This is a genomic window from Arthrobacter sp. P1_B9 (assembly GCF_056406495.1).
In genome coordinates this window covers 41992-67891 of sequence record NZ_JBFUAA010000012.1, presented here as the reverse complement: position 1 = coordinate 67891, position 25900 = coordinate 41992, and the positions used below count along the sequence as shown (strand labels likewise).

Here is a 25900-nt window from a genome sequence, read left to right as displayed (position 1 = left end):
CTCGGAGGTCACTCGGCCTGCCCGAGGACCACGGGATGGACGAAGCCTCGAATTTCGTCGATCAGGCCGAACCGTCGCGGAACCATCAGCGCATGGTCTTCGCGGTTGATATAGACCAGGCCACCGTGCCAGTACTTGTCGTCGTCCCGGTGGGTCAGCACTGTGTCCTTCTCACCCTCATCGCGCTCGCGGTTGTTCCTGGCCAGGACCACGACGGCGGCCGGGATCGGGAGCGCGACCACCAGTCCCGCCCACTGCCCACGGCGTGACCGTCCCGGTCCACATCAAGGCGACGAGCCCAGCATCCCCACGTCGATCATCGCGACCAGCCCGAAGAGCGCTTCGACGCCCAGCGACATGTACTGCCGGTACCAGCGCGCCGAGGCCAGCGGGCGCGCCGGGTCGAGGTCGGGCCGGCTGTGGAAGGTGGCCGCCACGAGACCCACTAGCAACCCGGTCACACCGGGTTGCACGAACACCTGAGAGAACGCGGAGCCCACCGACTTGGCTGCCAGCCGGTTGGGCGCGCCGTTCGCGCCCTGGTGGACCGCGAGCGCGTCGGGCACCGACGGGTAACTGATCACGCCTGTTATGACCGTGCCGACGATGACGATCACTGCAGGGGCCGGCCAGAGCCAGGGAAACCGCGGAGGATCTGGCCTCAGGCCGGTGTCCACTGTGTTGCCTTGGCCCATAACTTCTTGAGAAAATGCCGCCCGTGAACAGAATCCTGATCTAGGTCTAGCCAGGCAGCTCACCTCGGTCGCGAGCGGGGCCAAGGTCTCCGAGGATTACTGCGCCTACACAGCTTGAAGGGGGCTCTCAATGGGTGATCGCACAGGCATCACCATCGACGAGGTCAAGATCCGCAGGGTGAACACCGACGCACTGTTCACCCAGGGATTCCTCTGCAAGCCTGACGGCGGATCGGACCAGCCATCAGCTGATGACATCGACGGCGCTATCACCGGAATCAGAATGCCGGAGCACCTCGATCAACGGTTCCATGCGGTTGAAGTGAGCAAGGGGACGGCAATCTACGTGCACCCCGTTATGACGCCCAAACACGCCGTAGAGATTGCGACCATGATCGCCGACGCAATCGCGCCCCTCGGATTCACCGGAACCATCACGGCATGCGCCGACCGCCCCGGCCCCAGACCCCGCACAGGGCGCTACGCGTACTGTGCGCCGCGATCTGCTCCGTCGACGCAGCCTTGGACAACAACGAGACGCCCCTCTTCTTTCGACCCGTGAAGAAGAACCTGGACCGATGGGCCGTGGACAGCCCCGCCTTCCAGAACATTGTTGACCAGATCGCCGGCTGGGCAGCAGCCAACGCGACCGCACCGATCCTCGCGGGAATCCACTTCACGATGACCCAATGCGAACCACACCAGGTCGCCGGCGTCTTGACCCGCTGCTGCGAGGACATCGGATGGGCGGACCTGATCTTCCCCACAGTCAACGGGGACTGGTACGTCCGGTTCACCGGTGAAGGTTGGATCCTCGCCGGCACCGAGATCAAGAAGGGCAAGGACGACGCCGGGGCGTCCCTGATGCGGCTCCTCGCCGACTCGGCCTCTCTGTACGACTACGCCCAAATGTCCCCAATCATCTTCGGACTAGTCACCCCTGGGAGTGTGATGCTCCAAAGGGCAACCCCGGGCCCCGACCTACCGGACAATTACATCCGCGGTCACCACGCGCTACTCGTCCCCGGCCCCGGAGACCTGGAGCTCAGCGCCGACCACGGATTCGTGAAGAGCTCCGTGCCCGGCATCTTCGCGATTCAGGTCCTCGGACCCGACCACCCAGACCTCCAGCCCACCGACCGCTGGCGTGTAACTCCTCTCGATGCTGGGCGGAGGCTAGTGACTGCGGACAACCTCACCGAGTGGTGGGCAGCCCCTCCGCAAGCCCCACCACAAGAGGATCTAATCTTCCTGCGAGAAGCCAATGCGGCCCTCCTGTCCAAGTGGGCCTGACCAAAGCGCCACCATGGTCCCAGGACTGCTTCTCATCAAAATTTGACGATCGGCATTCTGTCCGGACAACGAAGCATCCCCGTCGAACCGCGAACCATCTGACCGCGCTACTTGACGTTGCCGGAACTGTCTTTCCATGCACGAAGTGGGGCCAGCGATAACCGTCCTACCGGGGCCAGAATTACTTGGCGCAACCACTCTGAGAGGGCGGGAACTACTGGATCCGGCGCGGAGCGGGTACCGGACGTCCTCCATGCGGGGGGCGGTTTCGGCCGGGGGTTCTGGCTGTCCCGGTTCTGCCGGTTTTGCTGCGTCGGCCATGAGCTGTTCACTGCGTGCCGAGTCCGTCTGGGCGGCTTTGAGCGCGTCGGCGCGCCTGAAGAGTTCCGCCAGGGCTTTATCTGCCTGTTCGGCGCGCGACCCGGTACGGTGCACACCGCCGTCGATCGGGTGGTTAGGCTGGGTGGATGGCGACAGTTATTCTCGTGCGGCACGGCCGCACCACAGCCAATGCCACTGGACTGCTGGCCGGTCGGGCCGTCGGCGTCAGCCTGGACCAGATCGGGCGCGACCAGGCGACTCTGACCGGAGACCGGCTCGCGGCCGTGCCCGTAGTCGGGGTGGTGTCGAGCCCTCTTGAGCGTTGTCAGCAGACCGCCCAGCTCATCCTCGATCGCCAGGCTGGCACGCCGTACGCGCCGGTCGATCTCGATCTCACCGAGTGCGATTACGGCCAGTGGCAGGGCCGCACGCTCAGTGATCTCGCGACCGAGGATTTGTGGCCGGTTGTGCAGTCGCAACCGTCCGCCGTCGTCTTTCCCGGCGGTGAATCCATGGCCGCGATGCAGGCTCGGTCGGTGGCAGCGATTCGACGCCACGATGCAGCCTTCGAAGCCGAGTACGGGCCAGGGGCCGTGTGGGTGGCGGTGAGTCACGGTGACATCATCAAGTCAATCCTCGCCGACGCGCTCGGCATGCACCTTGACCTGTTCCAGCGTATTAACGTAGGCCCCGCCTCCGTATCGATCGTGCGCTACGGCGCTAGTCGGCCGAGCGTCTACGCGACCAACACCGACGCGGGTGACCTGTCGTGGCTGTCGAACGGCATCCACTCTGGCGATGTGCCGGTGGGCGGCGGTGCAGGGCAAAAGGCGCCATGAACCTCATGTGCCTAAAATACTGACATGCCTACACGTGTTCACGAGTTTGCCTGGCCTGATCGAATCGTCGTCGGCACCATTGGCCTTCCAGGGGCGCGCACGTTCTACCTGCAGGTGCGCGCAGGGACGCAGATCGTGAGTATTGCCCTGGAGAAGCAGCAGTCGGCTCTGCTCGCGGAGAAGATCGACGAAATTCTCGACCAGCTCATCACCGTCGAGGGCAACCCCTTCAGCGTTCCCACGAGCACTCCCATTGAACTTGTCGACAATGACCAGCTCGAGGCCGTTCAGGAGCAGTTTCGCACCGGCGCCATGAGCTTAGGTTGGGACCCAACCACGGCCCAGGTCGTAATAGAGGCCTACCCCATCGCCGATGTCGATGCTGATGACAACGAGGAACCGCTTGATGAGGGCGGCGCTAACGAGTCCGAAATGCTGCTGGTGCGAATGCCGGTCGGCACCGCCCGCGCATTCGCCAAGCGCACCCGTGAGATCGTCGGCGCCGGGCGTCCGACGTGCCCGCTCTGCGGTTACCCCATAGACGCCGACGGGCACATCTGCACCCTTCCCGAGGTCTGATGCCAGCGCCGGACCTAGTGACCGCCGAGCTGACGCTCACCGGCCGTATCACGACGGCTTCAAACGCTACATTTCTGGGCAGCATCGGCGACGTGGTGGTCGTCTATAAGCCCATAGCAGGCGAAAGTCCGCTGTGGGATTTTCCCCACGGCACCCTGGCTCACCGGGAGGTGGCCGCCTACCTGGTCTCGCAAGTCTTAGGCTGGGACGTGGTGCCGCGCACCTGGCTGCGCGATGGTCCTTTGGGCGAAGGAATGGTGCAGCTCTGGCAGGAGCAAGACCCCGCCCAAAGCGCCGTGAACCTGGTCGCGACGGACCAGGTTCCGGAGACGGGCTGGAAACACGTTCTCGAGGGACGGGATGAGAACGGAAGGATGGTCGCCCTCGTGCACGAAGACTCGCCGGCGCTCAGACGCATGGCGGTGTTCGACATGGTCGTCAACAACGCCGACCGCAAAGGCGACCACATTCTTGCCATGACGGACGGACACCGGCACGGCGTGGACCATGGGCTCACCTTTCACCGTGACCACAAGCTGCGCACGGTGCTGTGGGGATGGCTGGGAGACGCTCTGACCGCCGAGGAACGCGACGGCATCGATCGTGTCAGCGAAGGACTGCACGGTGGGCTGGGCCGAAACCTGGCGGACTTGCTCAGCGCCGAAGAAATCGCATCGCTCGCCGCGCGCTGCGCACGGTTGCGCTTGGCCGGGCGGTTTCCGGCTCCGAGCGGTGAGATGTCGGCGGTGCCCTGGCCGCTGTTCTAAGGGAATCACGGCTCAACTGTCAAAAGTTGGCTGCCCAAACGCCGATAACAGCGCCTACGCTCAACCAAGCCCGCAGGCCCCACCTTCCGCAGACGACGCGCCGAGCGTCCCATATACAGCACCCCTTCAGTCAGGTGTTGCGATGTTGAGGAGAAACCGCGCTGCCCACGCAGCCGAGGGATATGGGCAGAGTCCAACTTTTGTCGGCCCATCCGGCTACACTGAATGTATCGAACATATATTCGAATAAGGGTGTGTTGTGGGCGTTGTTGTCGGTCCCCGCGTGATAGACGCGGGCATGTCGTTGCTGTCGGTGCTGATCTCTCCGGTCCCCGTCGCGGCCGGGTATCCATCGCCGGCGCAGGACTACTTTGATGGGCGGATTGACCTGAACGAGCATCTGATCAAGGACATCACCAGCACGTACGTCGTGCGGGTCTCCGGAGACTCGATGGAACGCGCCGGCATCAGCGACGGGGATGAACTGATCGTCAACCGGGCCGTGGAACCCAAGGACGGGTCCGTAGTCATAGCCGTCCTGGACGGAGAATTGACCATCAAGCGGCTGCGGATCACGGCCGCCGGCGTCGTGCTGCAGGCGGAGAATCCGTCCTACCCGGACATCCGCGTTCCGTCCCTGTCGGATCTGGTCATCTGGGGCGTCGCGACCCGCTGCCTGCACCATGTTTGAGGCACACCATGTCTAAGCCCTCCCCGATGCGGCGGATGCCGCAGATCGCGCACGTGGATGTGAACTGCTTCTACGCCTCGGCCGAGCGGGCATTCGACCCGTCCCTCGAAGGCCGGCCCGTCGTCGTACTGTCCAACAACGACGGGTGCGCCGTCACCCGGTCCCCGGAAGCCAAGGCTCTCGGCATCGGCCTCGGTGAACCATGGTTCAAACTCGCCCCGCGGGCCAAAGAGTGGGGACTTGTTGCCCTCTCGAGCAACTACGAGCTTTACGGGGACATCAGCGCCCGGGTGATGGAACTGCTGGGCCGCTACAGCGCTTGGTTGGAGGTTTACAGCATCGACGAGGCCTTCCTGGGCGTCAAAGGCGCGCCGGAGGACCTGTTGGTCCTGGGCCAGACCATGAAGGCAGCCGTGCGGCGCAACGTGGGGGTTCCGGTCTGCGTCGGGATCGCCGGGACCAAGACCCTCGCGAAACTGGCCAACAAATGGGCAAAGCACAACCCGGCCTTCGACGGGGTCTGCCACTGGGACTCCGTGCCCGCCGCCACCAGAGAAGCGCTGATGGGCCGGCTGTCTGTGATCGAAATCTGGGGCGTCGCGACGCGCCTGACCAAACGCCTCAACGCCTTAGGGCTTCAGTCCATCCTTGACCTGTCCCGGGCCGACCCGGTGATGATCCGGGACCGCTTCTCCGTGGTCATGATGCGCACCGTCCTGGAGCTGCAGGGCACGCCGTGCATCCCGATGCAGGAAGAACGGATCGGCCGGGACCAGCTCATCTTCTCGCGCTCCTTCGCCACCCCCATCACCACCGCCGCCGGCATGCGGCAGGTCCTGTCCGTCTACGGCCAGCAGGCATCGGCACGGCTGGCCAAATACAGCCTCCAGGCCAAGGTCCTCACCGCCTTCGCCGGCACCTCGCACTTCAACCCGAACGACACCTCCTACCCCTCGGTGTGCGTGCCGCTGCCGATGCCCACCGCCGATCCCGTCCTGCTCACCCGGGCCGCCCACGCCCTCCTGCCCCACATCCAGGAAGGCATCAAATACGCCCGGGCCGGCATCATGGTCACCGACCTGCGGCCCACCGGCAACCAGGCACCGCTGGCCCTGTTCCAAAATCCGCACGAGGAACGCCACATCGGAACCCTCCTGGAAGATGTGACCCGCCGATACGGGCGCGGCTCCATCGGCCTCGGCCACGCCGGCATACGGGGCGGGCCGGACTGGACCATGAAACGGGACATGCTCTCCCCCCGCTACACCACCCATTGGGACGAACTCCCCCTCGTCAAAGCCGCCTAACGCCAACACGCCCCCGCAGCACCGCACCACGAAAGACCACACCCATGACCCTCAGCACCGAAAACCCCACACGAACCCTTGACCTTCAAGTCCGGCTCGACCCGGCAGGCAAGCCCCTTGCCATCCGGCACGACGGACGGATCTGGCTTGTCGATCCGGCCACCGAATCCCGGCACTGGATCGACGGTGACGCCGGGCGGGGCACCCGATGCACGGCCGCCGCTGGCGCCAACCCGGCCGGTACCGAATACTGGCGCGTCGAGGCCCGGCTGGGGGCTAATTCAGCGCTGCGCACCTTCACGCTGCGCCGGAATCCACGCTCCGTCCAGTGGCTCCTGGACGACATCAGCGACGGCGGCTAGGCAACGGTGACACTGAACCGTCAGCCGATCAACGACCAGATCTGGGCGGGGATCAGGGAAGAATTCACGCTGCCCGCCCTGGAACAGGTCCGCCGCCGCCTCGCCGAACTGATGGACGACCCCGACCCTGTAATGCAGCAGCTCGTCCGCGTCTTCATCGACGACGGCACGTTCTGCCCGGGATTCCAATTCGTCGCCGGCGGCCACCTCCACCCGACCGTCGTCGACCTCTTCCAGCGCGCCATAGAACTGAAGGTTCCGCACAACTACTTCACGGCCTGGATGGTTACACCCTGCCGGGAACTCGGCGGGTCCCGCCCCGTTGACCATCTGAAAAGCGGCCGCGCTCCCCTGTTTCGCGCGCTGGAATCCCACCGCTGGCAGTAGAGGCCGACCCGCGAACCGACGTCCAACGGTTCCGCTGATCAGTCCGGCCCGGGATGCATTGAGTCACACGCGGGAATCGCAGCTGCCCTGCCGTTGGTAGTCTTTAGCCCACCATCCCTTTCCGCCCGACACTTGAGGTGCGAACCATGATCCCGACGACTCCCACTCCGGGCACTGTCCTTCTGGCCGGCGCCACCGGCGATCTCGGCGGGCGTATCCTGCAGAATTTGGTCGCCCTGGGGGCCACCGTTCGGGTCCTGACACGGCCTGGGACCAGCACGGAGCGCATTGCGCAGCTCCGCGCCCAAGGCGTCGACGTGATCCAGGCGGGCTACGACGATCCGATGGCCCTCCGAAGGGCCTGCGCGGATGTTGACTGCGTAGTCTCCGCGATCAACGGCGTGGACAGCGCAATTTTCGACGCCCAATCGCGCTTGCTGGAGGCGGCGGCCGCGGTGGGCGTACCGCGTTTCATCCCTTCCGATTACTCCATCGATTACCGCGGAATCCGCCCCCGAAGCAACCGGAACTTGCAGTTCCGCCGAGACTTCGCACAGCGGCTGGATGCCACCGAAATCCGGGCCACTTCCATCCTCAATGGCGCCTTCACCGACATGCTCTCCGGGCAGGCTCCCATGATCCTGTTCTCCCGGCGTCGTGTGCTCTTCTGGTCCGACGCCGACCAGGTGCTCGACTTCACCACGAAGGATGACACTGCCTCCTACGCCGCCGCCGCCGCCCTCGACGAGCGGGCGCCCCGCGTCCTTCAGATCGCCGGAGACCAGGTCACGGCAAGGACCCTGGCAGCCACCATGTCCGACCTGACCGGAACGCAATTCGGGCTCCTCTACGCGGGCAGCGTCGGCTCCTTGACTGCTATGAGCCGGGCCGTCAAAGCCCTCATGCCGGCCTCTGACAAGCCGTTCCCGCCGTGGCAGGGCATGCAGTACTTCGCCAGCATGTTCAGCGGCGACGCGACCCTGAACTACGTCAGCAACGACCGGTACGGGAGCCGGAGGTGGACCACCGCCCGGGACGTCCTGGACCAGCACGTGCAGCAGAGCTCACCGGCCCCGGTCCCCTAGCCTGGGGGTTGTTGCACGGACAAGCCCCGAACCCCTAGGGTTCGGATCATGGCCGCGCCCGGGGGACCCGCTCGTTATGGAATGCACACGACGCCGACACTGCTGTCCGTAGTATGCCTCGCCGTCGTCGCGCTAACCGCGGCCTGCGCGTCAACTCCCCCACTCAGCACGTCGGCCGGCGAGCAAACGGTCACCAAACCGCCCGCCGCCACGGCCGCACCATCGACGGGCGCCGGACTGTCACCAGGCATGACCCTCACCCCGGCTCCGCCGATTCCGCCTACCCCCGGGCACGGTATAGATGAATGCCTGCCACAGCGTGCAGAGAAAGTCGTAGGCAATGGAGCGCTGGAGTGCCAGTACTTCACATCCGGTTCCATTACGCCGGCTTCTGTGCCCCGTGATCCGGGAATGAGCTCCGGCGACTACGCGATACGGTTCGGCAGCGTTGGCGGCCGCACGTTGATGACCGTGCGTATCCCCTGCGCTTCGTATGCGGTCACGGTCAGCATTGCCGGCGAAACGATCACGCCGGATGTGGGGACACTGGAAAGTTCCCTGGGCACGTGCAACTTCCCGTGGGACCAGGAACAGGCGCGGATGAAACGATACCTTCAGGCTCCGTTTCAGTTTGCACAGCGGGAGACTGGAATCGTGCTGCACAACCCGGAATGGGGAATCACCCTCTTCCGGACCCCCTACTCGGCCGGCTGATCCCCCGGTCCCGCCTAAGGGGCGCCAGGCTCCGGCCAGATTGCGACGTTCATCCGCTTCGTCCTTGACGGCCACACCGCACACAGGCGCCTGTCGGGATGAGGCCATGCCCTTCCGGGGGCCAGAAATACCTGACACGATCAAGTGGGAATAAGAACCGCCGCCACCATGTTCGTTTCCGGTGTGAAGAACATCGGATTCCTGTCCTTCGGCCATTGGACCGACCACCCGGATTCCGGCACGCGCACCGCGTCGGACGCGCTGTTGCAGGCGATCGACCTCGCGGTCGCGGCCGAGGAGCTGGGTGCGGACGGCGCCTACTTCCGAGTCCACCACTTCGCGCAGCAATACGCCTCCCCGTTCCCTCTGCTCGCCGCGATCGGGGCCCGGACAAGCCGCATCGAGATCGGCACCGGCGTGATCGACATGCGCTACGAGAACCCGCTCTACATGGCGGAAGACGCTGGCGCGGCCGACCTGATCGCGGGCGGCCGGCTGCAGCTGGGCATCAGCAGGGGTTCACCCGAGCAGGTCATCGACGGATGGCGTTACTTCGGCTTCGCCCCCGCCGAGGGCGAGTCGGACGCCGACATGGGCCGCAGGCACGCCGAGCGTCTGCTCGAGGTGCTCACTGGCAAGGGCTTTGCGGCGCCGAACCCCCGCCCGATGTTCCCGAACCCTCCGGGCCTGCTGCGCGTGGAGCCGCACTCGAGGGGCCTGCGCGAGCGCATCTGGTGGGGCTCCGGCTCGAACGCCACGGCCATCTGGGCGGCGAAGCTCGGCATGAACCTGCAGAGCTCCACGCTCAAGGATGATGAGAGCGGCAAGCCCTTCCACGTCCAGCAGGCCGAGCAGATCGAGCTCTACCGGCAGGCCTGGAAGGAGGCGGGGCACGAGCGGGAGCCGCGCGTCTCGGTCAGCCGCAGCATCTTCGCGCTAACGGACGAGCGCGACTGGCAATACTTCGCCCGCGACCGCCACAGCTCCGACCAGGTGGGCAACATCGACGAGAAGACGCGCGCGGTCTTTGGCCGCTCCTATGCCGGTGCCCCGGACGAGCTGGCCGCGAAGCTGGCCGAGGACGAGGCGATCGCCGCGGCAGACACCCTGCTCCTCACGGTCCCGAACCAGCTCGGTGTCGACTACAACGCCCACGTCATCGAGTCGATCCTGAAGTATGTGGCGCCGCAGCTCGGCTGGCGCTGACCCCTCGTGACAGATTCCCCGGGCACTGCAGTCGCGGTTAATTTCGGCGGTGTCGACGCTCTACTGCGGGACCGCTGTGTGCACCTGAGGTCCATTTCGGACGGCATCGATCCCACAACAACGCGGCGGAAGCCACCAGGTCAGAGCGAAAGAGATGCTGGCACGCGGCCTCACCCTCAGGTGCGTCAGCCGCCGGGGGGAATGGGCGGCGGGGGCTGAAAGCGTTCCCACGCCGATTGCCGGGTCATGCCCAGAGCCGCGCCAATGCGCGCCCAGCTGATGCGCCGTTGACGCGCGGTCCCCACCCAGGCGGTCAGTCGCTCTTCGACCTGGGAGGCGACGGCGGCGATTTCCGGCAGGTGGGCCAGGAGCTCATCATCAGTCATCTGCAACCAAGGCGTTTCGCTCCGTGAGCCGTCCGAACTGCTGAACAGCCTCATGGACGCCTCGGCACAGTCCTGACAAATGGCAACGCCGGGACCTGCCACGAGATGCCCCGAGATCCTGGCTGGTCTCGCGCAGAAGCTGCACATCATCGGGCCGGTCAACGGCGGTTCCAGTTCCACGGCATCCTCCTGGCGGCTAACAGTTGACAGAGTTCAGCATAGTTGACTTGTCAGGTGAATCCTGACAGGTTGTCAGGCGTGACCTTACAACGAATGGCTGATACCGGAGCCCGGCCACCCACCAAAACGCCGCTGAGGCGGCTGGCGGCGTTCCGGAAGCTGTGGGTTGCCAGCGCATTCGAGGGCATCGGCGACGAAGCAAGCCGGGTCGTGATCCCGATCGTTGCCGTTTCGATGCTCGGTGCCGGCACTCTGGAAGTGGGGGCCATAAATGCGATCGGCATGAGCGCGTTCCTTGTCCTGGGCCTCCCGATCGGCGTCTGGGTGGACCGGCTGCGGCGGCGCCGGCTGATGATCACCGCGGACGTGATCCGCGCTTTGGCGGTCCTGAGCGTTCCGGCGGCCTTCATCGCCGGCGCGATGACGATGGGACACCTGCTGGTCTGCGTGGCGCTGATCGGCGTCGCCGACGTCGTGTTCACCACCGCCCACGGAGCTTTCGTCCCGTCCGTCGTCGGACGGGAACGGATTAGTGATGCGCACGCCCGGCTGCAAACGGCCGCCAGCACGGTCGCCGTCGGCTCCCCCGCCCTGACGGGGGCGCTCCTCAGCGCCATGGCCGCGCCGTTCGCCTTGTTGACAGCCGGAATCTCCTACTCCGTGTCTGCACTGACCCTCAAGAGCATCAACGTCAGCGAAGACATCAAGCCACCCCTGGAGCACGAGGGATTCTGGCCGGCAGCACGGGCCGGGCTGTCCTTCACCATTCACCACCCGGTGCTCAAGGGTCTCTTCCTCTCCGGGATGATTCTCAACGCAGCCACCATGTTCGGCAGCGCCGCCACAGCCGTGTACGCCCTCAACGTTCTGGGACTCAGCCCCGCCGTCTTTGCGCTCCTGAGCAGCTTCGCCGCGGCGGGAGGGTTTGTCGCCTCCGTCGCGGCACCGGCCATCCTGACGCAGCTCGGCATCGGAAAGACCAGAATTCTCGCCAGCATCGCCTGCGTGGCGGCCGACGCGATATACCCTCTCGCCACGGTCCTGCCTTGGTCCCCGGCTCTCTGGCTCGGCGTGTCCGTATTCGGCTGGGCTTTCCTCATCGTGGTCATCTCCATTGCGGGGGCTGGCATCATCCCCCGCATCGCTCCGCCGCACAGACTCGGAACAGTCATGGCCAGCAACAGACTTTTTACCCTCGGAGTCATGCCGGTCGCCAGCCTCACCGGGGGCGCCCTGGCCACATGGATTGGCGTCCAACCCGTGCTCTGGATCTGGGCCCTGCTCGCTGGCGCCTCCGCAGTCCCCATCGCCTTCTCGCCGATGCGGACCTGGACCAAATTCCCGGCCGACTTCGATTGCGCCACCGCCCCGACTGCCGGCCCAGCTTGCTCGCCGGTTCGCAGCCTGGGCTTCGGGCCGTGCCGCCGCCAAAGACGTAAAGCGAGGGGTGGTACGTTCCTGGAATGACTTTGCGACTTGGGGTGTACGGAGACAGCTCGTCGTCGAGCCCTATTGGCCTGCCCTGGAATGGCCACCGCGGATCCGCCGGGTGTTCGATCTCCATGCCGAGTGTGCCGAGGAGACCGGACTACCGAACGCCACCTCGGCTGAAGCACAGGACGGGCGGCCGCGATGCGCTCGCGACCGCCCGCAGAAACCGGGTGCACCCTGGGCTCAGCGCACCGACTTGCGCTCGTAGATCGCCATCGACCAGGCGTACCCGGCGACCACAATCACGACGCACCACCCGATTGCCAGCACCGGGCTCCAGCCGAGCGGGGTACCGAGCAGCAGCCCGCGGATGGCCTCGATGAACGGCGTGAACGGCTGGTACTGCGCGAACCACTGCAGCCATTCCGGCATCGACTCGGTCGGCACAAAGCCGCTGCTGAGGAAGGGCAGGAAGGTCAGCACGAGGGGCAGGTTGCTGGCGGTCTCGGCCGACTTCGCCTGCATGCCCATGGCCACCCCGAGCCAGCTGATCGCGTACGCGATGAGCACGATCAGACCTGCGGCGGAGATCCATTCGACAAACCCGGCGGTCGGGCGGAAGCCAATCAGGAGGCCGACGCCGAGCACAAGCACGACGGCGATAATCGCCTGGATGGTATTGCCAAGCACGTGCCCGGCGAGCACCGCGGCCCGCGAGATCGCCATCGTCCGGAACCGCGCGGTGATGCCCTCGGTCATGTCCATCGACACGGTCGTCGCGATGCCGCCTGCGCTGCCGGCGATGGTCAACAGCAGGATGCCCGGCATGACGTAGGCGACATACGCCTCGCGCCCGCCGGCCGGATCCGCGCCGGGCAGGCCGGCCCCGAGCGTGCCGCCGAACACGAACACGAAAAACAGCAGCAGGACTACCGGCCCCACGATGGTGAACACCGACAGGCCCGGATAGCGCAGCATGTGCAGCAGGTTGCGGCGCAGCATCGTCACCGAGTCGGCAATGACGTGCGCTTGCTGGCGGGTGCCCGGGGCCGTCCGGCGCTTGGCGGCGATGGTGGTCATGATTCGGTTCCCTTCGTCTCGACCCGGCCGGTGAGCGCGAAAAACACGTCATCGAGGTCCGGGGTGTGGATGCTGAGGTCGTCGACCTCCAGGTTGGCCGTGTCGAGGCGGTCCAGCACGGTGCGCAGCGCGCCGACACCGCCGTCGCTCGGCACCGTGAGCGAGAGCCCGGCGTCGTCGCGGGCGGACTCGCCGAGCAGGCGGGAGGCGGCGTCGAGCCGCCCGGCGTCGGCGAACCGGAGCCGGATATGTCCGCCGGGCACCAGGCGCTTGAGCTCGTCCGGCGTCCCCTCGGCGACGAGCCGGCCGCCGTCGAGCACCGCAATGCGGTCCGCGAGTTCGTCCGCCTCGTCCAGGTACTGGGTGGTGAGCAGCACGGTGGTGCCGTCCGCGACCAGGCTGCGGACAATGTCCCACATGGTGTGGCGGCTGCGCGGGTCCAGGCCCGTGGTGGGCTCGTCCAGGAAGATGACGCTGGGCGCCGAGACGAGGGTCATGGCGAGGTCGAGGCGGCGCTGCATCCCACCCGAGTAGGTGGCGAGCGGCTTACGGGCGGCCTCCACGAGGTCGAACTGCTCAAGCAGCTCGGCCACCCGGGCCTTCGAGCGCTTCGCTCCAAGATGGCGCAGCCGGGCCATCAGCAGCAGGTTCTCCTCGCCGGTGAGCAGCTTGTCCACCGCGGAGAACTGGCCGGTGAGGCCGATCGCGGCGCGGACGCCGTCAGGGTCGCGCACGACGTCGCATCCGTTCACCAGTGCCGTGCCGCCGTCGGGCCGCACCAGGGTGGACAGGATGTGCACGGTCGTCGTCTTGCCGGCGCCGTTCGGGCCGAGCAGCGCGGTGACTGTGCCCGCGTCCACGGTGAGGTCGACGTCGTCGAGCACGGCCTTTGCGCCGTAGGACTTCCGCAGCCCGCGGACGTCGATTGCTGGCGTGTTCATGTGCTTGGTTCCCTTCTGTTGGTGGCCCGGAGTCATTGAGCGCGCTGGATGCTGATGTCGCCGTGCTGGGTGCGTGCACGCACTGCGACGGTCTGTTCGGACGCGTCCGGAGCGCGGTCGCTGTCCAGCTGGTTGCGGACGTGCCCCTCTTTCGAGGACAGATCGAGCCAGGCGGGAACGCCGGGCCGCACGCCGATGGTGACCTGGCCGAAGCCGCTCTCGACCTGGATGGAACCACTCGAGACCTCTGCGAGCTGGATGCTGCCGTAGGCGGTCTTCGCCGCGACAGACCCGAGTGCCTTCGAGATCTCGAGGTCGCCGTAGGAGAGCTTCGCTTCAAGGTCGCCGCCGGACTCCCCGATCAGGATGGTGCCGTGCGACGCCTTGAGGATCGCGTCGCCGGTGACTTTGCCGATCCGGATCTGACCGTGGTCGGCCGTGATCTCGATCCCGCCCTCGGCGGTGCCGAGGGTCGCGTTGCCGTGCGAGGCGCGCAGCCACAGGTCGCCGGTGGAGTCGAGATCAACGCGGCCCATCGAACTCTTGATCCGGGTTGCGCCGAGGCGTCCGACGGCGCGCACGCCGCCGACCCCGATCTCGGCGGTGAGCCGCGACCCGGCAGGCAGCTCGACCTTCACATCGACCGACTCGGTTGGGCCGATCCAGCTGATGCGGGGCCGGGGGCCGGTGATGATGAGCCGCTGGCCGTCGACGTCGATTTTGGTCTCTTCCGCGCCCCGGCGGTCGACTGCCTTCGCGGGGTTCGTCGGCGAGACGGTCACGACCGTGTCGTCACGGTCAGTGGCGATGATTTCGATCGCGCCGACCTGCAGTTTGATGGCGAGGTCGATGGGGGTGGGGGTGTCGTAGGTGGGCATGCTGGCGCCTTCCTTTTGGGTGTGTTTGATCGACCCCGCGGGTCCGCGTGGTTGGTGGGTGCGGTGCGGTGGGCGGTTTAGCGCGCCCAGCCGGCGAAGTTGTCGCCGGTGCGCAGCGTGCGCTGCGCGGATCGTCGCTGCTTGGGCTGGAGAGCGGCTGCGACCGCGCGGACCAGCCAGGTGTTGACGGACAGGCCGTCAGCGGCCGCGGCCTCGTCCACCCGGGTCTTGAGGGCATCCGGCAGGCGGAGCGTCGTGCGCGAGGTGCTCGCGTCGTCGAGGTCGAGGGGTGCGGCCGGCCGCTCGTCGGTGTCAGATTCCGGGTTCGGCTGGGTCACCACGAACTCGACGTCGCGTCCGCGCAGCCGCATGTCGACTGATCCGGGTGCGAGGTCGCGGGTGATCTCGCCGACCGCAGCCGAGAGAACGTCGAGGAGCACGAGCCGGGTCGCGGCGTCCAGTCCGGCGGCGAGCCGCTCGGCCACGGCGCGGGTGTCCTCCGAGCCGTTCTCCGCGGCATCCACTAGCTGCCGCTGTAGGTCGTTGACGTATTGTCCGAGTTCCATGCCACCATAGTGACACCACAGTGGTGTCACGTCAAGCCTTCGTGGTGTCACGGGTGATCCGCAGGTTGGTGCGGCGGCTCGATGAGGGTGAGTACGGGTGAAAGGCCCCCGCCCTGAGTCCTAGTTGGCGTCCTGTCGGTTCACCATTTCGGCGATCCAGATCGGCGCGAACGGAGAGGTGCAGTTCGGCGGCGTCGGGTAATCCTTGAGCACCTCGAGGCGCTCGCCGATGCCGATCGCGCGGGCGCGGTGTGCGGGGTGCTCAATCCCCATCTGGGCCAGGCAGTGGTTCATCGCCCACTGCAAGCGGTCCGGGGCGTCCTTCATCTGCGCCTCGATGATGTCGAGCAGTCCTGGCAGGTCGAGGCCCTCCGGCTTCTTGGCAACGCGGTCGGTAGTCAGCGCCCAGCCGGCACTTGCCACCAGCGGGTCCGGATCGGCGAACCAGGCCACGCGCAGTTCCTCGGCATGCGGGTTCTTCTTCACCACATAGTTGACGAGCCAGTCCTGCACCTTGGGAGTGTGCGCCTGGCGCAACATGACGTCCAACTCATCACGATCGAACGCCTTCGGACGGCAGATCAGGAGCGCCAGGAGCCGCGCCGCGGTATCACCGGTCCCCCACAGCTCACCGGCCAGCTCCTGCTGCGTCTTGAGCCGCTTGGCCAAGGCCCGCAGCTTGCCGAGGTTCACCCCGTGGTCGTCACCGTGCTTGGCGTTCACGTCCCGGATCCTCGGGTCCTCGAGGTCGGCCAGCTCGGCCATCACCTCGGCCGCCGTCGTTCCGGTTTCCGTCGTCTGGGCCACCTCGGCCTCCTGTCCGTTGCTTGTGCGATTCAGCATACGTCGGCGGTTCGGCCGCCCGCGGCAATAAGCGGCTTGGCGACGAAAACAGACGACTGCACCGTGGGCGCGCACGCCGGTGAGCGTCCGGTGCTCACCTGTGAATCGCCCGCTGCCCCTTGCCCCAGACTGGTTGCCTGCGGCAAGCTGTTGATCAGCTGATGAATTGATCAACCGGGAGAGACCCGACGGCGGCAGCCCCCGGAAGGTTGCCGCGGCGGTGCCGTTGCGGGGCTGGAACCCCGCAGGACGGGAGGGCTCGGAACATGGAACGTGCAGGATCCAGGCCGGCAAAAATTCGCGCCGCCGTCATTTTCTCAGTGGTGGCGGTGATGGTAATTCTTGGAATTGCGTGGATCGTGACTACCCGGTCACCGGTCACGCCGCCTCCGGGAGCGTCCGGGGCCCCGGTGAGTAATCCTTCGGTATCGGGACGTGCGGCTTTCCAGAAGGTCCCGAATCAGGTTCTGTTTGCGCTTGATGATTCCGGAAACCCGGATCTCTCCGGAGACTTGACGAATATCAAGCAGGGTGACGCCGGCGATTGCTATTTCCTCGCAGCGTTGATGACAGTGGCGTCACGGGCCCCTGCGACCGTCTTGAACATGGTCCATGACAACGGCAACGGCACCTACACCATTTCCTTCCACAGCAAGTACGACGGGGTGTCCAATCCGGTGACGGTCACGGTCAACGGTGATCTTCCGTACCGCCGCGGCAAGCCCTTCGAAAACGGCATCGAAAATATCGATGGCAAAAACGTGTCATGGGCCGCGATTATCGAGAAAGGGTGGGCGGCCGCGAACGGCAACAGCTACAACGGCATCGATGGCACCGACCTCAGCAACGCCCAGGATCATGATGTACACAATGCCCTCTATGCCATCACCGGCGAAGTGGGCGTCGACCGCAACCCCGGCGGCCCCATGACGGGAGTGAGCTTTGAGCAGATGCAGCAGGATTTCACGAAAGGCCTCGTGACCTTTGGGACGTCCAACTCCGACGGCGAGCTGGTCTCCGACCATTCCTACGCATTGCTGGGTCTGAATCCCTCCGACCAAACGGTTGTGGTAGGTGACCCGGAGGGTGGCCACACCACGCTGGCTTTTGCGACCTTCCAGTCAACGAACATCAACCAGTACATCGCGATACCAACATATCCTTGAGCGGCAGCCCTAAACGGCAGCCATGGCCCGCTCGCCGTTGAAGTATTCGAGCTGCCAGCCGTCGACGGCATGGTGGTGGGCCAGGTTGAGCACAGCGTTGTCGATGCTGTCCAGGGTGCGGCCGACGGCGCGGCTGAGACTCACGCGCAGGAGCGTGCCATGGGCGACGGCCAGGACGCGGCGGCCACGGAACTCCTCGGCCAGCGCCTCAAGCGCGGCCAACCCTCGGCCGGCGGCCTCGTCCTCGCTCTCTGCGCCGCGGAACCCGTCGGGGATGCGCAGTGCGTCCAGTTCAGGACCGTCCTGAAGGCCCTCCGCGGGTCCGAAGCTGCGCTCGGCGAGCTCCGGCACGCGCCGGGCCACGCTGAGGCCGAGCCCGGCGGCGATGAGATCGGCGGTTTCCGCGGCACGGCTCAGCGGTGACGACACGATCGCGTCCCATTCATAGCCGGACAGGACGGCGACGGCGTCGCGAGCCTGACCGCGGCCGACGTCGTTCAGAGGAATGTCGGTGGATCCCTGCAGCCGGCGCTGTGCATTCCAGTCCGTCTGGCCATGGCGGATGAGGGCGAACGTCGTAGATGTCATGCCTTCCATTCTGCCCTGACGGCAGGCTGGCGATGACAGAGGCGCCGGTCTGGGAGCCGCCGCGAGCATCCTCGTCATCGGCAAAGAGCGGCAAAGAGCGATCACAATACACCGCCACTTCGCATAGTCCCTTGACGCATGGCAAGCACCGGACGCAAAGTTCACACGAGAGTCATTCCTCAGATGGCCGATAGCCGTCCGGGCCCAGCCCTCATGCCGCAACAACCGCTGCACGGCGGAGCATATTGCATCCCTTGAGCCCCTCCCAGGCGGAGCCGCTTGCGGTCAACAACGGGAGCGCTCCGGTCACCTCTTGGACAGGAGAAGTAAGGATGGATCTCGAGCAACCGCCCCCAGGCCCAAAGACGGTAACTGCGGCCAGGGCCGCCAAAGAGGCGGCGCTGGCGTCCACTTCCGCGTCGCGGAAGAAAGTTTCGTACGGTGCCCAGGACCGCAGAGGACCACTACTGTGGAATTCAGGCTTGGAAAGGCTCACCAACCGAACCCGTCTGCCGGGACAGCCAGCCGATGTGGGCGTGAACCTGTTCTACGAGGACCTTGAGTGGAATCCCCTCTTTGGCCCGGGCGATCCCTCGGGGATCATTCCAAGGGAAACGGATCAGGTTCCGCCTGGAAATATGGCTAATGCGGGAGGGCTGATTCTGCCCTGGTGCTCGAATTCGCAAGAGGTCCGCCGGAAGGCCATTGTTGTGTACCGCCTTGGGGAGGACCTGGATACGATCGAAGATCCCCTCCTGTATGTCTTCCAGTATTACTGGGACAACGTGGGGTACTTCTTGCCGGCAACCTTTGGGTCTTTCGACCAGAAGATCTCTATGGGTGAGGGGCCCAGCGCATCCCTCAATGTGGACTTCATTCTCGGTCCTACAGGAGACCTGGTTGCCAAGGCATGGGCTTAGGGCCCGGCCGGACCGCGGCCGGCCGCTGCCAATCACTATGGGAGCCGGCAAGGTGTCCGGAGACTAAGTCGAGTTGCACGGTGGCGCTATCCGGGAGTGCCCGACTGTGCTGCGTAGGCAGTGGCCCGGTCGCGGACATGGTCCACGTACGGATCGGACTGGTTGTAGGAGTAGATCGCGTCGGCCCAGCCCGCGGCGGTGGTCAGGTCACCACCGTGTGCGCACAGGTACGAGGCGGCACTTAGCGCGGCGTCATCGATGTTGAACGGGTCGGCTGTTCCGTCCCCGTTCCCGTCCCGGCCTGCGATCTGCCACGTGGAGGGAATGAACTGCATGGGTCCGACGGCGTGGTCCCACCGGGCGTCACCGTCCAGGGCTCCGGCGTCCGAATCAGGGATCGCGGCGAAGCCGTCACCGTTCAGGCTCGGACCGACAATTGGCCCGCTCGCCTGACCAGTGGCGGTCAGGCTGCCGCCGCCGTACGTTCCGTGGCCGGATTCGACGAAGCCCACCGCTGCCACCGTATTCCAGCCGATCCCGCAGGTGGGGGCCGATGTGTTGGCCGCAGTGGCCGCCGCCACGTAGGCCTGGAGCGCCCGGGCGGGGATGCCGGTCTGCGCGGCGGCATGGGTGAGCCACTCGGCGTCCGCGCTCCGGGTGATGTTCACGGCGGAGGTGATGCCGGCGGACAGCGATTCGAGTTTCGCCTCTGCCCGCGGCGGCGCAGGCAGGGCCACGCGGGTCTCCGCCCCGGAGAACCGGAAGACCCAAAACAAGAACCCGGTGATGACGCAAAATACAAACAGGCCGAGCACGGCAAGGCGTTTCAGACGGAGCATGGACTAAGCGGGCCGGCCGGCGACGGTGCTGGCCCGCGTGTCCGGCGCGGCACGGAAAACCGCCCCGGCGCCGGACACGCGGGAGGCCATGGCCCTAGCCAACACACWCGACGCAGTAAGCGTGGCCGTTCTTTTCGCGTGCAACCTGGGACCGGTGCCGGACCAGGAAGCAGGAGTAGCAGGTGAATTCGTCCTGCGCCTGCGGGATGACCTGCACGACGAGTTCCTCGGCGACAATTTCCCCGCCCGGGCTGATCGCATCGTCAAAAGCGTCGGCTTCATCCAGTTCACGGACAACGCTGCGGGCATCCGGGGCGTTGGCGGATTGCAGTGCCTGCAGGGAATTATCCTGCGACTCCTTGACGTCGGATCGGACTTCGTCGTAATCGGTTGCCACGGGGGTGACTCTCATTCCTGTGTTTAGTTCTGACGGGAAGCCAACGTACACCATTGCGCGCGTCGCTGCCTCATGTGAACCAAGTCCTTCAGGCCGAACGGAGTCCCGGGACCTCGTCGACCGGCACCGGCGTGGGGTCCTGGGATCCCGCCGGGCCCGGGCCCGCCGGACTGCTGCGGGCAGCCGAGGCGAAGGTGTTGGCCGGCCGGGGCAGCCCGTAGTGTTCGCGGAGCGTCCGTCCGCTGTATGCGCGCCGGAAGAGTCCGCGGTCCCGCAGGATCGGGATGACGTGGTCCACGAAGGCGTCCAGGCCGGACGGAAGCACGGGCGGCATGATGTTGAAGCCGTCCGCCGCCCCGGCCTCAAACCATTCCTGGATTGCGTCGGCCACCTGCCCAGGGGTGCCAGAGAAGGTGCGGTGGCCGCGGCCGCCGCCGAGCCTGCCGATGAGCTGGCGCACGGTCAGCCGTTCCCGCCGCGCGAGGTCTACGATCAGCGTGTACCTGCTCTTGGCCCCTTCGATCTCGTCCTCGGAGGGCAGGTCGTCCGGCAGCTCGGCGTCCAGGGCCAGGGATGCTGCGGGGACCCGCAGCACCCCGGCAAGCTGCCTTCTGGCGTGCTCCGGGTGGATAAGCTCGTCGAGTTCTTGCTCCAGCCGCCGCGCCTCGGCCTCGGTGGAGCCGATGACGGGAACGATGCCCGGGAGCACCTTGATCGTTCCCGGGTCACGGCCGGCGGCGGCGGTTCGCCGCTTCAGGTCGGCATAGAAGCGTTGAGCGTCCGGCAGCGTCTGCTGCGCCGTGAACACCGCTTCGGCGTAGCGGGCGGCGAAGTCCTTGCCGTCCTCTGAGGAGCCGGCCTGGACAATCACCGGGTGGCCCTGGGCGGAGCGTGGCACGTCCAGCGGCCCCTGGACGCTGAAGTACGTGCCGGAGTGGTTGACCGGGTGGACCCGGGTGTTGTCTCCCCAGGTCCCGGCTTCCTTGTCGCCGAGAGCGGCGTCGTCCTCCCAGCTGTCCCAGAGTTTGCGGGCCACGTCGAGGAATTCCGCGGCCCGCTCGTACCGCAACGCGTGGGCCGGCTGGTCCGGCAGGGAGAAGTTCCTCGCGGCGGCGTCTCCGGCGGTGGTGACCACGTTCCACCCGGTCCTGCCGCCGCTGATGTGGTCCACGGAAGCGAACCGGCGGGCCAGGTTGTAGGGGTCGTTGTAGGTTGTGGACGCCGTGGCGATCAGCCCGATGCGGTCGGTGACGGCGGCGATGGCGGCGAGCAGGACGGTCGGCTCGAGTGTGCCGTAGGGCCGCTGGCCGACGTCGCCGTGCAGCACCGGTGAGTCCGCGAAGAAGATCGAATCGAACGTGCCGCGTTCCGCCGTTCGGGCCAGCTGCTGGAAATGCGCGACGTCCGTCCCGGCGAAACTGTCGCTTTCCGGCAGCCGCCACGAGGCCTCGTGGTGACCGGTGCTCATCAGGAACGCGTTCAGGTGCAACTGCCGTGCCCCGCTCACAGCTGAACTCCGGGAACGTCGGCCCGCAGTTCCACCGTCTCGGAATAGACGGATGAATCGCCCTGGATGGACGTGCTGCTGCGTCCGTCGACGCCGCGGGGTACGTCGCCGGCCACCGTGACCCGGTTCAGCTGCCGGGGCTGGCCGTCATAGTTGTCCGGGGCGTAGTGCTGGGTGATGCGGTTGTCGAACAGCACCAGCTGGTCCGGTTCCCAGTTGACGCGGACCACGTTCTCGGGACGGGTGACGTAGGCCTGGAGCAGCCGCAGGATGTCCTTGGATTCGGTGTTGGACAGTCCCACGATGCGCAGCCTTTGGGCGAAGCCGCCGATGAAGAAGCCGCGCTCGCCGGTCAGTGGGTGGACCCGGACCACGGGGTGGGCAGTCTCGAAGTGGATCCGGGTGAATTCCTTCCGCCGCTCACCGGCGTTGGCGTGCTCGAGGTTTTTCGGCACGGAGTAGTCGTAATCATTGGTGTGGATGGCCCACAGGGTGTCGGCGAAGTTCCGCAGCTCCTCCGGCAGATCGGTGTAGGCTCCGGCGGCCGAGGCGATCAGGGTCTCGCCGCCGTAGGCCGGCAAGGTGATGCTGCGCAGGGTGGAGGCCTGCGGCGGGTTCACGACGAACGTGACGTCGGTGTGCCAGTTGTTCGCGCTGCCGTTTTCGCTGTCCACCGGCAGGACGGCAGGTTTGCCCTCGACGGAGGCCACGGTTGGGTGTGCCTGGGTGAGCGGGCCGAAGCGGGCGGCGAAGCGGACCTGGGCTTCGTCGTCGTGGACGTTGGCGTCACGGAAGACCAGGGCCTTGTGGGTGTTCAGGGCCGCACGGATCTGGGCGATGGTGGCGTCGCTGAGGTCATTGCTGAGGTCCAGGCCCCGGATCTCGGCGCCGATGCGGGCGCTGAGTTGCCGGAATTCGAGCCGGGTTTCGGTGGTTGTCGACATGGTGGTTGTGTCCTTTGGTCTGTGGGGGTTAATTGGACTGGGATCCGACGGCGGTCCGCCACCGGGAGAAGTGCCGTTCGACGGCGACCAGCAGGTAGTTGACCAGCAGGCCGAGCAGCGAGACGGTGAGGATCCCGGCGTACATGTCCGGGATCAGGAAACTGGACTGTGCGTTGACGATCAGGTACCCGAGTCCGGCCTTGGCACCGACCATCTCCGCCGCAATGAGCACCAGGATCGAGGACGTTCCGGCCATCCGGATTCCGGTGAAAATTGTCGGCACCGCCGAGGGAAGGATGACCTTCTGGAACAGCCGGAAGTTGGAGAGTCCCAGCGAGCGGGCGGCCCGGACGAGCAGCGGGTCGACGGTCCTGACGCCGGCGATGGTGTTCAGCAGCACGGGGAAGAACGCAGCGTAAGCGACGATGCTGATCTTGGAGGTCTCCCCGATCCCCAGCAGGAGGGTGAAGACCGGGAGCAGCGCCAGTGCCGCGGTGTTCCGGAAGACCTCCAGCAGTGGGTTGAGGAACCGGTCAAGGGACCGGTACCAGGCGACCAGCAGGCCAAGGGCGACGGCGGCCACGACGGCGATGCCGAAGCCGCTGGCGGAGCGGGTCAGGCTGGCTGCCAGATGGTTCTGCAGTTGGCCCTTGGCGACGAGTGATCCCAGTGCCCGCAGGACCTCGTGCAGCGGCGGAAGGAATACCCTGGTCGAGGCCGAGGCGAGATAGGTGGGACCCAGTTCCCAGAGCAGGAGGAACAGCACGATCGCGCCCGAGGCCCAGATCCCCCGCCCGGCCCTGCGGGCGCCGGACCGGACCAGGGCGGGAAGGCGTCGGGTTGCGGCGGGCTGTGGGGGCCGCCCGGTTGCGGCTGCAGCGGGGGCGGCAGGGGTGGTAGGAGCGGCAGGCGCGGTGGTCTCTTTGGTCAGTGTTGGTGCGGTCATCAGGCTGCCTTTCCCGTGCTGAGCTGTCCCTTGCTGGGCTCGATCTTGCTGAGCTGGGGTGCCTCGTCGGGCGCGGACCCGTCGGGCCGGATCTTGGCGTGCCCGGCTTCCTGGGCCTTCCGGACCTCGTCGTGCAGCAGCGACCAGACTTCGTGGCGGTGTTCGACGAAGACGGCGTCGGAGCGGACGTCCCGGTCACCGCTCCGCTCCCCCAGGTCAATGTCGACAATCTGCTTGAGCCGGCCGGGTCGGGAGCTAAGCACGGCGACCCGCTGGCCCAGGTACACGGCCTCGTCGATGCCGTGGGTGATGAAGATGATGGTCTTGCCCGTGGAGCGCCAGATGCGCAGGAGTTCCTCCTGGAGCTGTTCCCGGGTCTGGGCATCCAGCGCTGCGAACGGTTCATCCATGAGCAGGACGTCGGGTTCGTACGCGAGGCTCCGTGCGAGGGCAACCCGCTGCTTCATGCCGCCGGATAGCTCATGGGGATACCGGTCCTCGAACCCGGAGAGGCCGACGAGCTCGAGGTAGTGGCGGGCCTTGTCGGCACGTTCCCTCCGGCTCGGGCGGCGCCCGTCGCTGCCGGTTCCTTCGAGGCCGAAGGCGACGTTGGCGGCCGCGGTGCGCCATGGGAAAAGGGCGTACTGCTGGAAGACGACTGCACGGTCGCGGCCTGGCCCGGTCACCTCCTTGCCGTCCACGAGCACCTGGCCGGCGTCCGGCCGGGTGAGCCCGGCGAGGAGGTCCAGGAGGGTGGTTTTGCCGGAGCCGCTCGGTCCGACCAGAGTAATGAACTCGCCTGCGGCGACGTCCAGGGTGATGCCCTCCAGCGCCGTCAGGGTGGAGCCCTCGGGCTGGTCCTTGCTGGGCCGGACGGTGAACTGTTTCCCGACGTTGCGGAGGCTGATTTTCGGCGTCGGTCCGGTACCGCGGGTCATGATGCCGCCCCGTTCAGCAGTCCGTTGAAATCGTTGGTGTAGTACTTGGACGGGGTGATCCCGCCGCTGACGATGCCGGTGTCGTTCAGCCATGCTGACCAGCGGGTGAAGTCCTGGTCGCTGATGGCCCCCTTGGACGGGACTCCGACGCTCTTCCAGTACTTCAACGCCGCGGTGCTTTCGGAGCGCTGACGCTTGTTGATGATGCTCGTAAACCGCGCGATCACCTCGTCGCGGGGGGTGGTGCGTTCCCATTCGATGGCCTTGGCCACACCGGTGGTGAAGATCTTCGTGGTTTCCGGGTTTTTCTCGATGAAGTCCTTGCGCAGGACGTACTGGCCGCCGGCGAAGGTTCCAAAGAGTTCGAAGTCGCTGAACAGGGACCGCAGGCCGCCCGTGGCGACAGCGTTGTCCTGCAGCACTCCGCCRAGCGCACCGACGTCGACCTGGCCGCGGCGGATGGCCTCTTCGGTGTCATTGGGCGGAACGACGACGAGCTGGACCTGCCTGATTTCCTCCTGCGACAGTCCGTTCTTCTTCAGGTAGCTGTTGATCACGGCGTCCGCATGGGCGCCCAGGGTGTTGACGGCGACTTTCTTGCCGATCAGATCCCGCGGCGTCCGGATCGGACTGTCCTGGGTGACGTAGAAGCCGTTGAACGTCTTCTCGTCCTCGCCGTAGTAGTTGATCACCGCAGTGACCGGCGCGCCGGCTTCGATGAGCTTGACCACGGCCCCGGAGAAGGCGCCGCCGAAGTCGGTGGCTCCTGTGGCGGCTGATTGGATGCTCGCCGGCCCGCTGATGGTGTTGCCCACCCAGTTCAGCTTGACGTCGCCGAGGTAGCCGAGGTCCTCGGCCAGCTCCGGCAGGCTCACGTTGTTGGCCGAGCCCTCGTAGCGGAGTTCGGTCACTTCGGGTGCCCCGGGGGTATTTCCGGCCGGGGACTGGGCGCTCGCAGGGCCGCCGCAACCGGAGACCACCAGCGAGACCGCCACGGCGGCAGCAACGCCCAAGGTGGAGAAAAGTCCTGCGGGTAAGTGTCGGTTTTTCATAGCGGATTCTTTCTGGATTCGATGGTGCGGACCGGGGCTACCGGACCGTGCC

Annotated in this window: 31 protein-coding genes; 15 read left to right on the top strand and 16 right to left on the bottom strand. The window is 66.2% G+C overall.

What is annotated here, in order from left to right:
* Window positions 1–8: 8 nt before the first annotated feature.
* Together AC1D1A_RS16140 and AC1D1A_RS16135 are read right to left on the bottom strand one after the other, a co-directional pair.
* On the bottom strand, window positions 9–242 hold the full coding sequence (locus tag AC1D1A_RS16140; protein ID WP_476948153.1) for a hypothetical protein: 234 nt from the start codon (window positions 240–242) through the stop codon (window positions 9–11).
* A gap of 42 nt (window positions 243–284) precedes the next feature.
* Window positions 285–617, bottom strand: a complete 333-nt coding sequence (locus tag AC1D1A_RS16135; RefSeq protein WP_476948152.1) for a DUF1648 domain-containing protein — start codon at window positions 615–617, stop codon at window positions 285–287.
* Window positions 618–825: 208 nt separating this feature from the next.
* Between AC1D1A_RS16135 and AC1D1A_RS16130 the strand changes: the two genes are divergently transcribed.
* From AC1D1A_RS16130 to AC1D1A_RS16075, 12 genes are all read left to right on the top strand, one after another.
* Window positions 826–1257, top strand: coding sequence for a hypothetical protein (locus tag AC1D1A_RS16130; RefSeq protein ID WP_476948151.1), 432 nt, complete (start codon window positions 826–828; stop codon window positions 1255–1257).
* A complete protein-coding gene (locus tag AC1D1A_RS16125; protein ID WP_476948150.1) occupies window positions 1254–1988 on the top strand; it encodes a hypothetical protein in 735 nt (244 codons plus the stop codon). Before AC1D1A_RS16130 ends, AC1D1A_RS16125 begins: the two co-directional genes overlap by 4 nt.
* A 467-nt stretch (window positions 1989–2455) precedes the next feature.
* Window positions 2456–3148 (top strand): histidine phosphatase family protein, encoded by a 693-nt coding sequence (locus tag AC1D1A_RS16120; RefSeq protein ID WP_476948149.1) that lies wholly within the window; start codon window positions 2456–2458, stop codon window positions 3146–3148.
* A 24-nt stretch (window positions 3149–3172) separates the two neighbouring features.
* Entirely contained in the window at window positions 3173–3727 is a 555-nt protein-coding gene (locus AC1D1A_RS16115) for a DUF3090 domain-containing protein (RefSeq protein WP_476858506.1), read from the top strand.
* Entirely contained in the window at window positions 3727–4494 is a 768-nt protein-coding gene (locus AC1D1A_RS16110) for an SCO1664 family protein (RefSeq protein WP_476855838.1), read from the top strand. Before AC1D1A_RS16115 ends, AC1D1A_RS16110 begins: the two co-directional genes overlap by 1 nt.
* Window positions 4495–4753: 259 nt before the next feature.
* Window positions 4754–5185 (top strand): LexA family protein, encoded by a 432-nt coding sequence (locus AC1D1A_RS16105; protein WP_476855837.1) that lies wholly within the window; start codon window positions 4754–4756, stop codon window positions 5183–5185.
* 8 nt (window positions 5186–5193) lie between these two features.
* Window positions 5194–6492 carry a Y-family DNA polymerase gene (locus tag AC1D1A_RS16100; RefSeq protein ID WP_476948148.1) on the top strand — a complete coding sequence of 433 codons (1299 nt, stop codon included), beginning with the start codon at window positions 5194–5196 and terminating at the stop codon, window positions 6490–6492.
* Window positions 6493–6536: 44 nt separating this feature from the next.
* Window positions 6537–6854 carry a hypothetical protein gene (locus tag AC1D1A_RS16095; protein WP_476948147.1) on the top strand — a complete coding sequence of 106 codons (318 nt, stop codon included), beginning with the start codon at window positions 6537–6539 and terminating at the stop codon, window positions 6852–6854.
* A gap of 6 nt (window positions 6855–6860) precedes the next feature.
* The gene (locus tag AC1D1A_RS16090) at window positions 6861–7241 is read left to right on the top strand and encodes a hypothetical protein (RefSeq protein ID WP_476855836.1); all 381 of its coding nucleotides are present in this window, start codon (window positions 6861–6863) and stop codon (window positions 7239–7241) included.
* A gap of 146 nt (window positions 7242–7387) precedes the next feature.
* The gene (locus tag AC1D1A_RS16085; RefSeq protein WP_476948146.1) at window positions 7388–8326 is read left to right on the top strand and encodes an NmrA family NAD(P)-binding protein; all 939 of its coding nucleotides are present in this window, start codon (window positions 7388–7390) and stop codon (window positions 8324–8326) included.
* A 411-nt stretch (window positions 8327–8737) separates the two neighbouring features.
* Entirely contained in the window at window positions 8738–9040 is a 303-nt protein-coding gene (locus AC1D1A_RS16080; protein ID WP_476858503.1) for a hypothetical protein, read from the top strand.
* A 183-nt stretch (window positions 9041–9223) separates the two neighbouring features.
* Complete coding sequence (locus tag AC1D1A_RS16075; protein ID WP_028276305.1) at window positions 9224–10246, top strand: LLM class flavin-dependent oxidoreductase; 1023 nt, start codon at window positions 9224–9226, stop codon at window positions 10244–10246.
* A gap of 185 nt (window positions 10247–10431) precedes the next feature.
* Here AC1D1A_RS16075 and AC1D1A_RS16070 read toward each other — a convergent pair whose 3' ends face one another.
* Complete coding sequence (locus AC1D1A_RS16070) at window positions 10432–10812, bottom strand: ClpX C4-type zinc finger protein (RefSeq protein WP_476948145.1); 381 nt, start codon at window positions 10810–10812, stop codon at window positions 10432–10434.
* 93 nt (window positions 10813–10905) lie between these two features.
* Between AC1D1A_RS16070 and AC1D1A_RS16065 the strand changes: the two genes are divergently transcribed.
* Window positions 10906–12279: an MFS transporter gene (locus AC1D1A_RS16065; RefSeq protein ID WP_476948144.1), complete on the top strand. Its 1374-nt coding sequence runs from the start codon at window positions 10906–10908 to the stop codon at window positions 12277–12279.
* Between the two features lie 207 nt (window positions 12280–12486).
* On the opposite strand, the gene AC1D1A_RS16060 is transcribed toward AC1D1A_RS16065, so the two are convergent.
* From AC1D1A_RS16060 to AC1D1A_RS16040, 5 genes are all read right to left on the bottom strand, one after another.
* Window positions 12487–13323, bottom strand: a complete 837-nt coding sequence (locus AC1D1A_RS16060; RefSeq protein ID WP_476858500.1) for an ABC transporter permease — start codon at window positions 13321–13323, stop codon at window positions 12487–12489.
* Window positions 13320–14264 carry an ATP-binding cassette domain-containing protein gene (locus AC1D1A_RS16055; protein WP_476855832.1) on the bottom strand — a complete coding sequence of 315 codons (945 nt, stop codon included), beginning with the start codon at window positions 14262–14264 and terminating at the stop codon, window positions 13320–13322. The genes AC1D1A_RS16060 and AC1D1A_RS16055 overlap by 4 nt, the downstream gene beginning before the upstream one ends.
* A gap of 32 nt (window positions 14265–14296) precedes the next feature.
* A complete protein-coding gene (locus tag AC1D1A_RS16050; RefSeq protein ID WP_476855831.1) occupies window positions 14297–15142 on the bottom strand; it encodes a DUF4097 family beta strand repeat-containing protein in 846 nt (281 codons plus the stop codon).
* A 77-nt stretch (window positions 15143–15219) separates the two neighbouring features.
* Window positions 15220–15708: a histidine kinase gene (locus AC1D1A_RS16045; RefSeq protein ID WP_476849190.1), complete on the bottom strand. Its 489-nt coding sequence runs from the start codon at window positions 15706–15708 to the stop codon at window positions 15220–15222.
* Between the two features lie 120 nt (window positions 15709–15828).
* The gene (locus AC1D1A_RS16040) at window positions 15829–16551 is read right to left on the bottom strand and encodes a DNA alkylation repair protein (protein ID WP_476948143.1); all 723 of its coding nucleotides are present in this window, start codon (window positions 16549–16551) and stop codon (window positions 15829–15831) included.
* Between the two features lie 266 nt (window positions 16552–16817).
* Between AC1D1A_RS16040 and AC1D1A_RS16035 the strand changes: the two genes are divergently transcribed.
* Complete coding sequence (locus AC1D1A_RS16035) at window positions 16818–17717, top strand: C2 family cysteine protease (protein ID WP_476855830.1); 900 nt, start codon at window positions 16818–16820, stop codon at window positions 17715–17717.
* A 9-nt stretch (window positions 17718–17726) separates the two neighbouring features.
* On the opposite strand, the gene AC1D1A_RS16030 is transcribed toward AC1D1A_RS16035, so the two are convergent.
* Complete coding sequence (locus AC1D1A_RS16030) at window positions 17727–18305, bottom strand: histidine phosphatase family protein (protein WP_230009858.1); 579 nt, start codon at window positions 18303–18305, stop codon at window positions 17727–17729.
* Window positions 18306–18787: 482 nt separating this feature from the next.
* Between AC1D1A_RS16030 and AC1D1A_RS16025 the strand changes: the two genes are divergently transcribed.
* Entirely contained in the window at window positions 18788–19225 is a 438-nt protein-coding gene (locus AC1D1A_RS16025) for a hypothetical protein (protein WP_476948142.1), read from the top strand.
* A gap of 86 nt (window positions 19226–19311) precedes the next feature.
* Here AC1D1A_RS16025 and AC1D1A_RS16020 read toward each other — a convergent pair whose 3' ends face one another.
* From AC1D1A_RS16020 to AC1D1A_RS15990, 7 genes are all read right to left on the bottom strand, one after another.
* Window positions 19312–20064 carry a lytic transglycosylase domain-containing protein gene (locus tag AC1D1A_RS16020; protein WP_476855828.1) on the bottom strand — a complete coding sequence of 251 codons (753 nt, stop codon included), beginning with the start codon at window positions 20062–20064 and terminating at the stop codon, window positions 19312–19314.
* A gap of 94 nt (window positions 20065–20158) precedes the next feature.
* Window positions 20159–20461, bottom strand: a complete 303-nt coding sequence (locus AC1D1A_RS16015; RefSeq protein WP_476948141.1) for a DUF4193 domain-containing protein — start codon at window positions 20459–20461, stop codon at window positions 20159–20161.
* A gap of 88 nt (window positions 20462–20549) precedes the next feature.
* The gene (locus tag AC1D1A_RS16010) at window positions 20550–21968 is read right to left on the bottom strand and encodes an LLM class flavin-dependent oxidoreductase (RefSeq protein ID WP_476948140.1); all 1419 of its coding nucleotides are present in this window, start codon (window positions 21966–21968) and stop codon (window positions 20550–20552) included.
* A complete protein-coding gene (locus AC1D1A_RS16005) occupies window positions 21965–22912 on the bottom strand; it encodes a TauD/TfdA dioxygenase family protein (RefSeq protein ID WP_476948139.1) in 948 nt (315 codons plus the stop codon). Before AC1D1A_RS16005 ends, AC1D1A_RS16010 begins: the two co-directional genes overlap by 4 nt.
* Window positions 22913–22940: 28 nt before the next feature.
* Entirely contained in the window at window positions 22941–23858 is a 918-nt protein-coding gene (locus AC1D1A_RS16000; protein ID WP_476870845.1) for an ABC transporter permease, read from the bottom strand.
* Window positions 23858–24796, bottom strand: a complete 939-nt coding sequence (locus tag AC1D1A_RS15995) for an ABC transporter ATP-binding protein (protein WP_476948138.1) — start codon at window positions 24794–24796, stop codon at window positions 23858–23860. The genes AC1D1A_RS16000 and AC1D1A_RS15995 overlap by 1 nt, the downstream gene beginning before the upstream one ends.
* On the bottom strand, window positions 24793–25848 hold the full coding sequence (locus AC1D1A_RS15990) for an ABC transporter substrate-binding protein (protein WP_476855823.1): 1056 nt from the start codon (window positions 25846–25848) through the stop codon (window positions 24793–24795). Before AC1D1A_RS15990 ends, AC1D1A_RS15995 begins: the two co-directional genes overlap by 4 nt.
* Between the last annotated feature and the right edge of the window lie 52 nt (window positions 25849–25900).

Bases quoted from the DNA above. Each gene is read 5' to 3' on its own strand.
- AC1D1A_RS16065 (WP_476948144.1), top strand. From the start codon at position 10,906: ATGGCTGATACCGGAGCCCGGCCACCCACCAAAACGCCGCTGAGGCGG.
- AC1D1A_RS16130 (WP_476948151.1), top strand. From the start codon at position 826: ATGGGTGATCGCACAGGCATCACCATCGACGAGGTCAAGATCCGCAGG.
- AC1D1A_RS16020 (WP_476855828.1), bottom strand. From the start codon at position 20,064: ATGCTCCGTCTGAAACGCCTTGCCGTGCTCGGCCTGTTTGTATTTTGC.
- AC1D1A_RS15995 (WP_476948138.1), bottom strand. From the start codon at position 24,796: ATGACCCGCGGTACCGGACCGACGCCGAAAATCAGCCTCCGCAACGTC.
- AC1D1A_RS16060 (WP_476858500.1), bottom strand. From the start codon at position 13,323: ATGACCACCATCGCCGCCAAGCGCCGGACGGCCCCGGGCACCCGCCAG.
- AC1D1A_RS16040 (WP_476948143.1), bottom strand. From the start codon at position 16,551: ATGCTGAATCGCACAAGCAACGGACAGGAGGCCGAGGTGGCCCAGACG.
- AC1D1A_RS16115 (WP_476858506.1), top strand. From the start codon at position 3,173: ATGCCTACACGTGTTCACGAGTTTGCCTGGCCTGATCGAATCGTCGTC.
- AC1D1A_RS16005 (WP_476948139.1), bottom strand. From the start codon at position 22,912: ATGTCGACAACCACCGAAACCCGGCTCGAATTCCGGCAACTCAGCGCC.
- AC1D1A_RS16100 (WP_476948148.1), top strand. From the start codon at position 5,194: ATGTCTAAGCCCTCCCCGATGCGGCGGATGCCGCAGATCGCGCACGTG.
- AC1D1A_RS16095 (WP_476948147.1), top strand. From the start codon at position 6,537: ATGACCCTCAGCACCGAAAACCCCACACGAACCCTTGACCTTCAAGTC.
- AC1D1A_RS16050 (WP_476855831.1), bottom strand. From the start codon at position 15,142: ATGCCCACCTACGACACCCCCACCCCCATCGACCTCGCCATCAAACTG.
- AC1D1A_RS16035 (WP_476855830.1), top strand. From the start codon at position 16,818: ATGGAACGTGCAGGATCCAGGCCGGCAAAAATTCGCGCCGCCGTCATT.
- AC1D1A_RS16055 (WP_476855832.1), bottom strand. From the start codon at position 14,264: ATGAACACGCCAGCAATCGACGTCCGCGGGCTGCGGAAGTCCTACGGC.
- AC1D1A_RS16085 (WP_476948146.1), top strand. From the start codon at position 7,388: ATGATCCCGACGACTCCCACTCCGGGCACTGTCCTTCTGGCCGGCGCC.
- AC1D1A_RS16045 (WP_476849190.1), bottom strand. From the start codon at position 15,708: ATGGAACTCGGACAATACGTCAACGACCTACAGCGGCAGCTAGTGGAT.
- AC1D1A_RS16030 (WP_230009858.1), bottom strand. From the start codon at position 18,305: ATGACATCTACGACGTTCGCCCTCATCCGCCATGGCCAGACGGACTGG.
- AC1D1A_RS16080 (WP_476858503.1), top strand. From the start codon at position 8,738: ATGAGCTCCGGCGACTACGCGATACGGTTCGGCAGCGTTGGCGGCCGC.
- AC1D1A_RS16120 (WP_476948149.1), top strand. From the start codon at position 2,456: ATGGCGACAGTTATTCTCGTGCGGCACGGCCGCACCACAGCCAATGCC.
- AC1D1A_RS16110 (WP_476855838.1), top strand. From the start codon at position 3,727: ATGCCAGCGCCGGACCTAGTGACCGCCGAGCTGACGCTCACCGGCCGT.
- AC1D1A_RS16000 (WP_476870845.1), bottom strand. From the start codon at position 23,858: ATGACCGCACCAACACTGACCAAAGAGACCACCGCGCCTGCCGCTCCT.